Source organism: Streptomyces lateritius, assembly GCF_014649715.1.
Lineage (GTDB): Bacteria > Actinomycetota > Actinomycetes > Streptomycetales > Streptomycetaceae > Streptomyces > Streptomyces lateritius.
In genome coordinates, this window is the sequence record NZ_BMTO01000013.1 from 184,873 (window position 1) to 196,430 (window position 11,558).

Annotated in this window: 12 protein-coding genes and 1 pseudogene; 9 read left to right on the top strand and 4 right to left on the bottom strand. The window is 72.4% G+C overall.

The genetic code is table 11. The features are described 5' to 3' along the window. Window positions 1–99: 99 nt before the first annotated feature. The 3 genes and pseudogenes from IE136_RS25530 to IE136_RS25540 all read right to left on the bottom strand — a co-directional run bounded on the left by IE136_RS25530 (window position 100) and on the right by IE136_RS25540 (window position 2,783). Window positions 100–477, bottom strand: coding sequence for an NIPSNAP family protein (locus IE136_RS25530; protein WP_158990737.1), 378 nt, complete (start codon window positions 475–477; stop codon window positions 100–102). Between the two features lie 39 nt (window positions 478–516). Beyond that, window positions 517–1,746 (bottom strand): metal-dependent hydrolase family protein, encoded by a 1,230-nt coding sequence (locus IE136_RS25535; protein ID WP_158990739.1) that lies wholly within the window; start codon window positions 1,744–1,746, stop codon window positions 517–519. Window positions 1,747–1,788: 42 nt separating this feature from the next. After that, window positions 1,789–2,783: pseudogene (locus tag IE136_RS25540) on the bottom strand (GlxA family transcriptional regulator). A gap of 71 nt (window positions 2,784–2,854) precedes the next feature. Here IE136_RS25540 and IE136_RS25545 point away from each other — a divergent pair. The 5 genes from IE136_RS25545 to IE136_RS25565 all read left to right on the top strand — a co-directional run bounded on the left by IE136_RS25545 (window position 2,855) and on the right by IE136_RS25565 (window position 7,194). Continuing rightward, window positions 2,855–4,192 carry an APC family permease gene (locus IE136_RS25545; protein WP_158990743.1) on the top strand — a complete coding sequence of 446 codons (1,338 nt, stop codon included), beginning with the start codon at window positions 2,855–2,857 and terminating at the stop codon, window positions 4,190–4,192. After that, the gene (locus tag IE136_RS25550; RefSeq protein ID WP_229819137.1) at window positions 4,189–4,848 is read left to right on the top strand and encodes a hypothetical protein; all 660 of its coding nucleotides are present in this window, start codon (window positions 4,189–4,191) and stop codon (window positions 4,846–4,848) included. Before IE136_RS25545 ends, IE136_RS25550 begins: the two co-directional genes overlap by 4 nt. Continuing rightward, the gene (locus tag IE136_RS25555) at window positions 4,845–5,294 is read left to right on the top strand and encodes a VOC family protein (RefSeq protein ID WP_158990749.1); all 450 of its coding nucleotides are present in this window, start codon (window positions 4,845–4,847) and stop codon (window positions 5,292–5,294) included. The genes IE136_RS25550 and IE136_RS25555 overlap by 4 nt, the downstream gene beginning before the upstream one ends. Further along, window positions 5,291–5,647, top strand: coding sequence for an MmcQ/YjbR family DNA-binding protein (locus IE136_RS25560; protein ID WP_158990751.1), 357 nt, complete (start codon window positions 5,291–5,293; stop codon window positions 5,645–5,647). Before IE136_RS25555 ends, IE136_RS25560 begins: the two co-directional genes overlap by 4 nt. Before the next feature lie 383 nt (window positions 5,648–6,030). After that, complete coding sequence (locus tag IE136_RS25565; RefSeq protein ID WP_158990753.1) at window positions 6,031–7,194, top strand: cysteine desulfurase family protein; 1,164 nt, start codon at window positions 6,031–6,033, stop codon at window positions 7,192–7,194. Here IE136_RS25565 and IE136_RS25570 read toward each other — a convergent pair. Further along, window positions 7,187–7,888 carry an N-acetylmuramoyl-L-alanine amidase gene (locus IE136_RS25570; RefSeq protein ID WP_189601530.1) on the bottom strand — a complete coding sequence of 234 codons (702 nt, stop codon included), beginning with the start codon at window positions 7,886–7,888 and terminating at the stop codon, window positions 7,187–7,189. The two genes, IE136_RS25565 and IE136_RS25570, sit on opposite strands and share 8 nt — an antisense overlap. Window positions 7,889–7,960: 72 nt before the next feature. Here IE136_RS25570 and mnmA point away from each other — a divergent pair, with 72 nt between their 5' ends. From mnmA to IE136_RS25590, 4 genes are all read left to right on the top strand, one after another. Beyond that, on the top strand, window positions 7,961–9,073 hold the full coding sequence (mnmA, locus tag IE136_RS25575) for a tRNA 2-thiouridine(34) synthase MnmA (protein WP_158990757.1): 1,113 nt from the start codon (window positions 7,961–7,963) through the stop codon (window positions 9,071–9,073). A gap of 114 nt (window positions 9,074–9,187) precedes the next feature. Continuing rightward, a complete protein-coding gene (locus IE136_RS25580) occupies window positions 9,188–9,727 on the top strand; it encodes an LOG family protein (RefSeq protein ID WP_158990759.1) in 540 nt (179 codons plus the stop codon). 16 nt (window positions 9,728–9,743) lie between these two features. Beyond that, window positions 9,744–10,433, top strand: coding sequence for an SDR family oxidoreductase (locus tag IE136_RS25585; RefSeq protein ID WP_189601507.1), 690 nt, complete (start codon window positions 9,744–9,746; stop codon window positions 10,431–10,433). A gap of 116 nt (window positions 10,434–10,549) precedes the next feature. Then, window positions 10,550–11,557 carry a methionine synthase gene (locus IE136_RS25590; protein ID WP_158994715.1) on the top strand — a complete coding sequence of 336 codons (1,008 nt, stop codon included), beginning with the start codon at window positions 10,550–10,552 and terminating at the stop codon, window positions 11,555–11,557. Window position 11,558 lies beyond the last annotated feature (1 nt).

Below are 11,558 nucleotides of genomic sequence, written 5' to 3' on the forward strand. Positions count from 1 at the left end.
CCCTCGCGTTCCGCCCGCCGTGGGGAAGCGGGCGAAGGGGAAGAGCCCCGGCCCCCTGGGGGGCCGAGGCTCTCGGAGCGTTCCCGCGTCGCTACCGGATCACCCGGCGGCCGCCGCCGTCATGCTCCGGGCGAACTCCTCCAGTGCCCCACGGGGCACCGGCACGACCGAGGTCTGGTAGTCCGTCATCATCTTCGGCACCACGTCCTCGTACTCGCGCAGCCACTCTTCCGTCTCGTAGACGGCCAGCGAGAGCCGCACCCGCTCCTCCTCGGAACGGAAGGCGCGCAGCAGGAAGTAACCGTCCTCGTCGTTCCGCGAGGGCCCGTGCGTGATCACGGTGATCCCGCCCCGGCGCATCAGCGGGACCGTCCCGTCCCGGCTGATCCGGTGGAACTCCTCCCGGACGCCCGGCCGCAGGGTGAACAGCCGTATCTCCAGCAGCCGGATGTCGTCACCCGTGTCGGTCTCGGTCATGTCATCTCCTCCAGGTACGTTCCGGTCCGGTCAGGGGGGTCACTTGACCCTGAGGCCGGCCTTCCAGACCCCGGTGATGTGCTCCGGCTGGGCCAGCACCTCGATGTCGGTGAGCGGGTCCTCGTCGAGGATCAGGACGTCGGCGTCGTAGCCCTCGACGAGCTGCCCGGAGAGGGGCGCCTGCGGCCCGAGCGTGGCCGGGCCGAGGGCGGTCCCCGACTCGATGGCCTCCAGCGGGGTGAGGCCGATCTTCACCAGCAGCGAGAGCTCCCGGCCGTTGCGCCCCCACGAGTCGGGCATCTCCTTGCCGGAGAGCGCGACGTCGGTGCCGGCGGCGATCGTCACTCCCTGCTCGCGCGCGATGGCGATGGCCTCCGCGTGCCGCCCCGCCGTCGCCTGCAGCTTCTTGAGGGCGTACGGCGGAAGCATGTGCCCGTTGTCCAGGAGTTCCTGGAAGATCGTGCGGGTGGTGACGAGGATGGCGCCGCTCTCGCGCATGGCGACGGCGGCCTCTTCGTCGATGTACGTACCGTGCTCGATCGTCTTCACCCCGGCCCGGAGCGAGGCCATGATGCCGGGCTTGCCGTGGCAGTGCGCGGCGACGATCCGGTCGGCCATGCCGGCGACCTCCACGATCGCCCGCAGCTCCGCGTCGGTGAACTGCTGGTGCACCGGGTGGTCGACCTCGGACAGCACGCCGCCCGAAGCGCAGACCTTGATGAGCTTGGCGTTCTTCCGCAGCTGCTCCCGGGCGGCCCGCGCACATTCGGCGGGGCCGTCGCAGAGCCTCAGTTCACCGCCGGCGTGCCCGAAGTCCTCGACCCACGAGGTCGGGAAGCTGTGCAGGTCCGCGTGGCCGCCGGTGGTCGAGAGCGTGGTGCCGGCCGCGTAGATCGACGGGCCCTGGATCGTGCCCTCGGCGATCGCCCGGGCCATGTGGATGCCGAGGCCGCCGACCTCGCGTACGGAGGTGACACCCGCCTCCAGGGCGTTGCGCAGGTCGGTGGTGATCCGGGCGGCGCGCAGGGCGATCGGCTCCTGGGGGAGCAGGGTGAGGTCCGCCGACCGGAGTCCCATGAAGTGGCCGTGGGCGTCCCACAGCCCCGGCATGACGGTTCGCGCCCGTACGGTCTCGGCCTGCGGCGTGTCGGGTGCCCCGTCCGCGGGTCCGGCGTAGCTGATGGTTTCGCCGTCGAGAACGACCACGCCGTTCTGAACGGGGTTGCCCCTACCGGGAATGAGCTGATCCGCTTCAATTCGCTGCAACATGCGGCGAGCCAATCAAAGGCGCCCGGAGAGGGCAACCGTTGTTCAACCAGCTGAAGTTGAGGCCAGTCGGTTCTGCTGCGCGGCCCTGTGGCGGAACACGTGGCGGTACGTCTGGGGGACACGGTGGTGACCCGCCCGAAGTGGTACCGGAGGTTGGCGGCGGTGCCGAAACCCGTGCGGCGGGCGATCGTCTCCACCGGCTCGTCCGTGGACTCCAGCAGCTCCTGCGCGAGCCGCACCCGCTGCTGCAGCAGCCACTGCAGCGGTGTGATGCCGAGCCGCTCCTTGAACCGCCGGGCGAAGGTACGCTCGCCCAGGCTGGCGACGCGGGCGAGCTGCGGGACGGTCAGCTGCTCGTGCAGTCGCTCCTGTGCCCAGTTGAGGACCGGTGCCAGTTCGTCGCTCCGCTCCGCGCGGGCCATCGGCCTGGTGTACTGGGACTGGCCGCCCTCGCGGTGCGGGGGCACGACCATCCGCCGGGCCACCTCGTTCGCGACGGCGGCGCCGTGGTCCTGGCGTACCAGGTGCAGACAGAGGTCGATGGCCGAGCCGGTGCCGGCCGAGGTGAGGATGTCCCCCTCGTCGGTGTAGAGGGCGGCGGGGGTGAAGTCGACGTCGGGGAAGCGGTGGGCGAAGTCTCCGGCGTTCATCCAGTGCGTCGTCGCCGTACGGCCGGTGAGCAGGCCCGCGGCGGCGAGCACGTAGGCGCCCGTGCAGATCGAGATGATGCGCTTGCCCCTCTTGTGCGCCTCGCGCAGCACCTCCACGAGGTGGGCCGGCGGGGCGAGTTGAGTGGCCCGTGCGAGGGCGGCGACGAGGACCGTGTCGGCGTCGAGCAGATCGTCGAATCCGTACGGGGTGTGGATCCGCAGACCGGCCGATGTCCGCAGCGGGCGCGTGGTGTCCCCGCACATCCGGAGTTCGTACCAGGGGTCCACGATGTCGGAACGGTCCGTCCCGAACACTTCGCAGGGAACCGCCAGTTCGAATGTGGGGGTGGCATCCGTGACCGCGATGGCGACTACATGGGGACGCATGTCGGTAATTTAGCGCAGGATGGCGAAACTGCCGATGGCAGGCCGATGGCGGAGCGACGAAGCTTTCGTCCATGAGCGAAGTAAAGACAGAGTCCTCCGGCGGTCGCCTCACCGCCGTCCAGGGCACCGCGATGTACGTGGGCGCCGTGCTGGGCACCGGCGTCATCGCCCTCCCGGCGCTCGCCGCCGAGGCCGCCGGTCCCGCGTCCCTGCTGGCGTGGCTCGCCCTCGTCCTGCTGTCGGCGCCGCTGGCCTTCACCTTCGCCGCGCTGGGTGCCCGCTACCCCGACGCGGGCGGGGTCGCGACCTATGCCATGAAGGCGTTCGGCGAGCGGGCCTCGGCCGTCGTCGGCTGGTGCTTCTACCTCGCGGTGCCTCCCGGCGCGGCGGCGGCGGCGCTCTTCGGCGGCGCGTACGTCTCCGCCGCACTGGGCGGCGGCACCACCACCACGACGGTCACCGCCATCGGGCTGATGGTCGTGGTCACCGCGGCCAACGCGCTGGGCCTGCGGGTGACCGGCAAGCTCCAGTTCATGCTGGCCGGACTGCTCGTCACGCTGCTGCTGGTCGCGGTCGCGCTGTCGCTCCCGAAGGCCGACACGGCCAACCTCGAACCGTTCGCCCCGCACGGCTGGATGGCGATCGGCCCCGCGGCCGCCCTGCTGGTGTGGAGCTTCGCCGGCTGGGAGGCGATCACACACCTGGCGGGCGAGTTCCGCCACCCGGCGCGGGACCTGCCGCGCGCCGCCGCGGCGGCCGTGGTGATCGTCGGAGGGCTCTACCTGCTGGTCGCCTTCGCGGTCGTCACCGTCCTCGGTGACGACGCGGCCGCCTCCAGCGCGCCGCTGGGCGAGCTGATGGCCCGTGGCCTCGGTGGCGACGCCCGGTTCCTCGCGGCGGGCGCGGCGCTGCTGCTGACCATGGGCGCGATGAACGCCTACTACGCCGGCGCCGCCAACCTCGGGGCCGCGCTCGGCCGTGACGGAGCGCTCCCCGGCTGGTTCGCCCGCGGCAGCGTGGCGGGTGAGGTGCCCCGGCGCAGCCTGGCCCTCGTGTCGGCCCTGTCCTTCCTCGCCCTGTTCGTCGTGGTCTCCACCGGTCTCGGCATCGAGTCGCTGGTCCTGCTCACCACTGGCTCGTTCGTCGCCGTCTACGCGATCGGTGTCGCCGCGGCCGTCCGGCTTCTCCCCAAGGGCACCAAGGGCAGGGTCTCCGCCCTGCTCGCGCTCGTCGCGGTCGTCGCTCTGCTGATCATGGCCGGTTTCTATCTGCTCTGGCCGCTGGCGGTCGCCGGCGCCGCGCTGCTCTACCTCCGGCTGAACCGGCGGCGACACCCCCGCGACGAGCAGCCCGACGCAGCCCCGGAACCCTCGCTCGAGACGGCCGGCGACGGTCCGGGAGCGTCGTGATCCTCGCACCGTGCCCGGCGCCGGACCCGCAGAGCCTCCGCGTCGCGGTGGCCACCTTCCTGGGCCTGGACGCCAACCCGTCGCCGGGGCAGCCGGCGAACCCGGTCGTGCGCGTGTACGAGCCGCTGCCCCATGACGACCCCCCCGCCCATCTGAGATGGTTGAACTCATGGGGGTGCAGGATCCGTTACCCGCGATCCGGGGAGACCGACCTGTTCGACCTCGGGGTCCGCGAGTGGACGTCACGCTGGTACGCGACCTTGCCGGACCCGCGGACGCCGCTCAGCGAACTCACCGACGACGCCGTCGCGTCGCTCGGGGACTGCTACGCCGCTCTCGCCGCGGTCCCCGTCGGCACGCCGGACCGCCGCCGAACGCTGGGCGCGACCGCCGCGTCGAAACTGCTCCACGGGCTTCGCCCACGCACGCTCGTCCCCTGGGACGAGGCCATCGCCAGGCGACTGCACGGCGCCCGGGACGCCGAGGCGTACGTGGCCCACCACCGGCTCAACCGGGAATGGGCCCGCCGACTGCTCGCCGACAGCGGTCTCGACGAGGAGGCGCTCGCCGCCTCCTACGGATGTCCCGGCCGTCCCCTCGCGAAGATGCTGGACGACTACACCTACATCAAACTGACTCGATCGGACACAAGGTGATCCTTCGCATAGACCACATCGGGCTCGCGACCGACGACCCCGTCGGAGTCGCCGCGTTCATGACCGCCCTGGGAATGCGCAAGTACGACGACGGGCATGTGGACGACTACGGGGTGGCCTGCGAGTTCTGGCAGTTCTCCGGGGGCTCGGGCAATCCGGCCGTGGAGATCGTCTCGCCGGACCAGGACGACTCCGCCATCTCCGGCCGCCTCGAACGCCAGGGCCCCGGCCTCTACCACGTCGCTTTCGAGGTCGACGACATAGAGAGCGAGATGGCCCGGCTGCGCGGCCACGGCTTCACCGCCGTCGACGGCGAACCGTGCAAGGGCGCGCGGGAGGGGATGCGCGTCGTCTTCCTGTACGCGCGCCCGCCGGCGGGCCTGCTGGTCGAACTGGTCCACTACGAATCCGGACAGCACGCGGACAGAGAGAGAAGCGTCACGTGATCACCCTCCAGGACGTCCGCGAGGCGACCCGGCCCCTGCCCCGCACCGAGGAACACCTGATCCGCGAGTACATCAAGTTCAAGGTCGGCCGCATCGTGTACGCCTCGGTCTCCCCCGACGAGACGACGCTGGGGTTCGCCTTCCCCAAGGAGGAACGCGAACTCCTGGTCGCCTCCGCGCCGGACACGTTCCAGCTGCCCCGCGCCTCCGACATGCGTTACAACTGGGTGCAGCTGCGCATGGCGGCGGTCTCCAAGCGGGAATTCCACGAACTGATCCTGGACGCCTGGCAGATGGCGGTCCCGAAATCGGTCGCCACGGCGTACCTGGACTCGCTCGGCCGGAACCCCTGATCCCCGCGGCGGGAGCGCGATCCGCGGATCCGCCCCGGGTCCCCGCGCGGGTGCCTGGGGCGCGGGGAACGCGGCACGCGGCCGCGGGCACATCCCGTCCGGCTCCGGTGTGATTCCCGCCGGCTCCGGGCGCGGGGCGCGGCACGCGACCCCACGGGGATCCCGGCCGGGCCCTTCCGGAGCCGGCGCGACGGCCGTACGGCGCCGGGTGCGCACCGCCCGGGAGACCGGCCGTGGGGCGGGGCGGCGTACGGCGGGCTCGCGCCCGACGGCGGACGGGCCCTCGATCCGCCCGGCGTCGAGCCCGGCTTCCGCCCGGCTTCCGGCCTGCCGAGCCGGCGCGGCGGCCGCCCGCCGTCCGGGGCTCGTAGAATCAAGTCACCATGGTTTACCTCGACCACGCCGCGACCACGCCCATGCTGCCCGAGGCGATCGAGGCGATGACCGCCCAGCTCGCCGTCACGGGCAACGCCTCCTCCCTGCACGCCGCCGGGCGCCGCGCGCGAAGGGCCGTCGAGGAGGCGCGGGAGACCCTCGCCGCCGCCCTGGGGGGCCGGCCCAGCGAGGTCGTCTTCACCTCCGGCGGCACCGAGGCCGACAACCTCGCCGTCAAGGGCCTGTACTGGGCCCGCCGGGACGCCGACCCCGCCCGCACCCGGGTCCTCTCCAGCCCCGTCGAGCACCACGCGGTCCTCGACGCCGTCGACTGGCTCGCCACGCACGAGGGCGCCACCGTCGAGTACCTCCCGGTCGACCGGTACGGCCGCGTCCACCCCGAGGCCCTGCGCGAGGCCGTCGCCCGCGAGCCCGAGACGGTCGCGCTCGCCACCGTGATGTGGGCGAACAACGAGATCGGCACCGTCATGCCGGTCCGTGAACTGGCCGCGGTGGCCCAGGAGTTCGACGTTCCCCTGCACGCCGACGCCGTCCAGGCATTCGGTCAGGTCCCGGTCGACTTCGCCGCCTCGGGCCTCGCCGCCATGACCGTCTCCGGTCACAAGATCGGCGGCCCGTACGGCATCGGCGCGCTGCTCCTCGGGCGCGAGTACAGCCCCGTGCCCGTCCTGCACGGCGGGGGCCAGGAGCGTCATGTCCGCTCGGGCACCCTCGACGTACCGGCCGTCGCCGCCTTCGCGGTGGCCGGACAGCTCGCCGCCGAGCGGCGCGCGGAGTTCGCCCGCGACATCGGAGCGCTCCGCGACGACCTCGTCGCGGCCGTCCTCGCCGCCGTCCCGGACGCGGTCCTCGGCGGCGACCCGGTGGACCGGCTCCCCGCCAACGCCCACTTCTCCTTCCCCGGCTGCGAGGGCGACTCCCTCCTCCTGCTGCTCGACGCCCAGGGCATCGAGTGCTCCACCGGCTCCGCCTGCACGGCCGGTGTCGCCCAGCCCAGCCACGTCCTGCTCGCCACCGGCACCGCACCGGATCTCGCCCGCGGCACCCTGCGCTTCACCCTCGGCCACACCTCCACGAAGGAGGACGTGGCCGCGGTCGCCGCCGCGATCGGTCCCGTCGTCGAGCGCGCCAGGACCGCCGGCCTCACCTGAGCTTCGGGGCCGCCTTCGCGGACGGCCGGCCGGGCGGCGCCGGGGACGCGAGCCGCGCGGACGCCTCCCGTACGAGCCGCATGTAGCGCGGCCAGTCCCAGTGCGGCCCCGGGTCGGTGTGGTCCGTGCCCTCGACCTCGACGTGCCCGATGATGTGCTCCCGGTCGACCGGAATGCCGTACCGGGCGCATATCCCGGCGGTCAGCCGCGCGGACCCTTCGTACATCGCCGCCGTGAAGTCCTGCGGCCGGTCGACGAAGCCCTCGTGCTCGATGCCGACGCTCCGCTCGTTCATGTCCCGGTTGCCCGCGTGGAACGCCACGTCGAGTTCACGGATCATCTGCGCCACATGACCGTCCTTGCGGACGACGTAGTGCGTGGCGGCCCCGTGCCCCGGGTTCCGGAAGACCTTCAGCGCGGTCGCGTAGCTGCCCTGGACGACATGGATCACCACCCGGTCGATCGTGAAGTCGTCCGGCCGGTCGGCCCGCCGCCAGTTCGCGCGGGCAGCGGCGCTCCAGTCCGCGCCCTTGTGGTCGAGCTCACCGTCGACCCGCTCCCTCTCCGTGCCCGGCAGCCGCCACCAGGCGCGTCTCAGCTCGTCCCGGGCCAGCACCGCCGCGCCCACGGCGGTCGCGCCGCCGCCGAGCAGGACGGCTCGCCGCCCCACCCCCCGCTTCTTCTCGCTCCCCATGTCTGCCTGAACGCGTCCGCGCGCGGTCTTGGTTCCCACGGCGTTCCCGCGGACCCGTACCCTGGTAAGGCTATGACTAAGACTCTCCGTGTCCTTGCCGCCATGTCGGGCGGCGTGGACTCCGCCGTCGCCGCCGCCCGCGCCGCCGAAGCCGGGCACGACGTCACCGGGGTGCACCTCGCCCTCTCCGCGAACCCACAGTCCTTCCGTACCGGAGCGCGCGGCTGCTGCACCATCGAGGACTCCCGCGACGCCCGCCGCGCGGCGGACGTCATCGGCATTCCCTTCTACGTCTGGGACCTCGCCGAGCGCTTCCGCGAGGACGTCGTCGACGACTTCGTCGCGGAGTACGAAGCGGGCCGCACCCCCAACCCGTGTCTGCGCTGCAACGAGAAGATCAAGTTCGCGGCGCTGCTCGACAAGGCGCTGGCGCTCGGCTTCGACGCGGTCTGCACCGGTCACTACGCCACGGTCGTCCTGAACGAGGACGGCACGCGCGAGCTGCACCGCGCCTCCGACATGGCCAAGGACCAGTCGTACGTCCTCGGCGTCCTGGACGAGAAGCAGCTCGCCCACGCGATGTTCCCGCTGGGCGACACCCTCACCACCAAGGACGAGATCCGGGCGGAGGCGGAGCGGCGCGGGCTCGCGGTGGCGAAGAAGCCCGACAGCCACGACATCTGCTTCATCGCCGACGGAGACACACAGGGCTTCCTGGCCTCGCGCCTCGGCCGCGCCGAGGGTGACATCGTCGACGAGTCCGGTACGAGGGTGGGCACCCACGAGGGGGCGTACGGCTTCACCATCGGCCAGCGCAAGGGCCTGCGGATCGGCCACCCGGCGCCGGACGGCAAGCCGCGCTACGTCCTCGACATCTCGCCGGTGAACAACACGGTCACGGTCGGCCCGGTCGAGGCGCTGGACGTCACCGCCCTGACCGCGATCAAGCCCCGCTGGTGCGGGACGGCCCCCGAGGGCTCCGGCCGCTACACCGCCCAGCTGCGTGCCCACGGCGGCGAGACCGCGGTGACGGCCTCGCTGGAGGACGGCGAGCTGAAGGTCTCCTTCGACGAGCCGGTCCGGGGGGTCGCCCCGGGTCAGGCGATCGTGCTGTACGACGGCACGCGCGTGGTGGGCTCGGCGACGATCGCGACGACGGCCCGGCGTACGGCCACGTCCGTCTGAGGCGTACGAGAGGTCCGGGGGCGGCCCCGGGCGCCTGAGGCCTACGAGATGCCTTTCCGGGAGATCTTGGGCGGTGCCGCGGTGACCTGCGCAGAGCCCTCTACGGTGGGGCTCATGAACATCTGCGTCTTCCTCTCCGCCGCCGACCTCGACGAGCGCTACACCCGTCCGGCCCGCGAGTTCGCCGAGCTGCTCGGCAAGGCCGGCCACACCCTGGTCTGGGGCGGCTCGGACGTCGGCCTGATGAAGGTGGTCGCCGACGGCGTCCAGGAGGCGGGCGGACGGCTCGTCGGCGTCTCGGTCGACTTCCTCGCCGCCAGGGCGCGGCCGGACGCGGACGAGATGATCTTCGCCGGGGACCTCGCCGAGCGAAAGGCGCTGCTGCTCGCCAGGTCCGACGCGATCGTGATCATGGTCGGCGGCACGGGCACCCTCGACGAGGCCACCGAGGTCCTGGAGCTGAGGAAGCACGGCAAGCACACCAAGCCCGTGGTCCTGCTGAACTCGGCCGGCTTCTACGACGGCCTGAAGACCCAGTTCAGGCGGATGGAGGCGGAGGGCTTTCTGCCGCTGCCCCTCACCGACCTGGTCTTCTTCGCGGAGGACGGCGTGTCCGCCCTCGCCTACCTGGAGGAGTCCACCGGCGTCGTGTGATGGGAGCATGGCTCCCATGGCTACTCATGTGATCACCGGGGCGGGTTCCGGCATCGGCGCCGCCGTCGCCCGCCGTCTTCACGCGCGCGGGGACGAACTCGTGCTGCACGCGCGCGACGCCGGACGTGCCAAGGAGCTGGCGGCAGAGTTCCCCGGCTCCCGGACGCTCGTCGGGGACCTCGCCGACCCTGACCGGCTCTCCTGGGCGTTCTCGCACCAGAACATGCCCGAGCAGGTCGACTCCCTCCTGCACATCGCGGGCGTCGTCGACCTCGGCCCGGTCGGTGAGCTCACTCCCAAGACCTGGCGCCACCAGCTGAACGTCAACCTCGTCGCACCCGCCGAGCTGACCCGGCACTTCCTGCCACAACTACGCGTCTCCCAGGGGCACGTGGTCTTCGTCAACTCGGGCGCCGGCCTCAACGCCCACGCCGAGTGGAGCGCGTACGCCGCCTCCAAGCACGGACTGAAGGCGCTCGCCGACTCCCTGCGCCACGAGGAGCACGGCAACGGGATCCGGGTCACCTCGGTCTACCCGGGGCGTACCGCGAGCCCGATGCAGGTGAAGGTCCACCAGCAGGAGGGCAAGGAGTACGACGCCTCGCGGTGGATCGACCCCGAGTCGGTCGCCACGACGATCCTCCTCGCCATCGACCTGCCGCGCGACGCCGAGGTCAACGACCTGACGGTCCGCCCGGGGCGCTAGGCCGTGTCCGTAAAGTCCCGCCTGGTCCGCGGCGCCTGGCACGCATGCTCGCTGCATTGTCCGGCCTGATCCACAAGACACCCCCTGGGCCCGCGTACGCTTCCCGCGTGAGCGACATGAACGACGAGAAGAACCCCTTCACCTGGGGCCCTGCCACCGGTGTCGGCTCCCTGCCCGGCGGCGACGCCCGGGAGGCCGCCAGGACCGCCACCGGCTCCTTCGAGGACTTCCCCTTCCTCGCCGAGCTCCCGGCCCGAGGACCCGGCGCCGACATGATCGGCCGCACCCTCGGGATGCTCGTCGAGATGTACGCGCACGTGGAGCCGAGCGGCTGGCGGGTCAGCGACCGGCCGGGCCGGGACACCCGGCGCGCCCGGTCCTGGCTCGGCGAGGACCTCGACGCCCTGGAGGAGTTCACCCAGGGTTACGAGGGAGCGCTCAAGGTCCAGGTCGTGGGCCCCTGGACGCTCGCCGCCGCCCTGGAACTGCGCGGCGGCGAGGCGGCCCTGGGTGACCCCGGTGCCCGCCGGGACCTGACCGGCTCGCTCGCCGAGGGGCTGCGCGGCCACCTCGCCGAGCTCCGGAAGAGGATCCCCGGGGCCCGGATCGTCCTCCAGCTCGACGAACCCTCCCTGACGGCCGTCCTGCGCGGACACGTCCGTACCGCCAGCGGCTACCGCACCCACCGCGCCGTCGACCGGCAGGCCGTCGAGTCCGCCCTGCGCGAGGTGATCGCCGTCCACGACGGCCCGGTCGTCGTGCACTCCTGCGCCCCCGACGTACCGTTCGCCCTGCTGCGCCGGGCCGGGGCCGCCGGTGTCTCGTTCGATTTCTCGCTGCTCACGGAACGTGACGAGGAGACGATCGGCGAGGCCGTGGAGTCCGGCACCAGGCTCCTCGCGGGCGTGGTGCCCTCCGCCGACGCCCCATTGTCCGACCCGGGCGGTAGCGTCATGGGTGTCAGGACGCTGTGGCGCAGGCTGGGGCTGAATCCGGGGACTCTCGCGGAGTCCGTCGTGATCACCCCGACGTGTGGGCTCGCGGGCGCTTCGCCCGCGTACGCCCGCGCGGCGCTCGCCCACTGCGCCCGGGCGGCTCGCTCGCTCGCGGACAACCCTGAGTGAC

Coding starts and splice junctions, on each gene's coding strand:
- IE136_RS25530 (WP_158990737.1), bottom strand. CDS start 477: ATGACCGAGACCGACACGGGTGACGACATCCGGCTGCTGGAGATACGG.
- IE136_RS25535 (WP_158990739.1), bottom strand. CDS start 1,746: ATGTTGCAGCGAATTGAAGCGGATCAGCTCATTCCCGGTAGGGGCAAC.
- IE136_RS25545 (WP_158990743.1), top strand. CDS start 2,855: ATGAGCGAAGTAAAGACAGAGTCCTCCGGCGGTCGCCTCACCGCCGTC.
- IE136_RS25565 (WP_158990753.1), top strand. CDS start 6,031: ATGGTTTACCTCGACCACGCCGCGACCACGCCCATGCTGCCCGAGGCG.
- IE136_RS25570 (WP_189601530.1), bottom strand. CDS start 7,888: ATGGGGAGCGAGAAGAAGCGGGGGGTGGGGCGGCGAGCCGTCCTGCTC.
- mnmA (WP_158990757.1), top strand. CDS start 7,961: ATGACTAAGACTCTCCGTGTCCTTGCCGCCATGTCGGGCGGCGTGGAC.
- IE136_RS25580 (WP_158990759.1), top strand. CDS start 9,188: ATGAACATCTGCGTCTTCCTCTCCGCCGCCGACCTCGACGAGCGCTAC.
- IE136_RS25585 (WP_189601507.1), top strand. CDS start 9,744: ATGGCTACTCATGTGATCACCGGGGCGGGTTCCGGCATCGGCGCCGCC.
- IE136_RS25590 (WP_158994715.1), top strand. CDS start 10,550: ATGAACGACGAGAAGAACCCCTTCACCTGGGGCCCTGCCACCGGTGTC.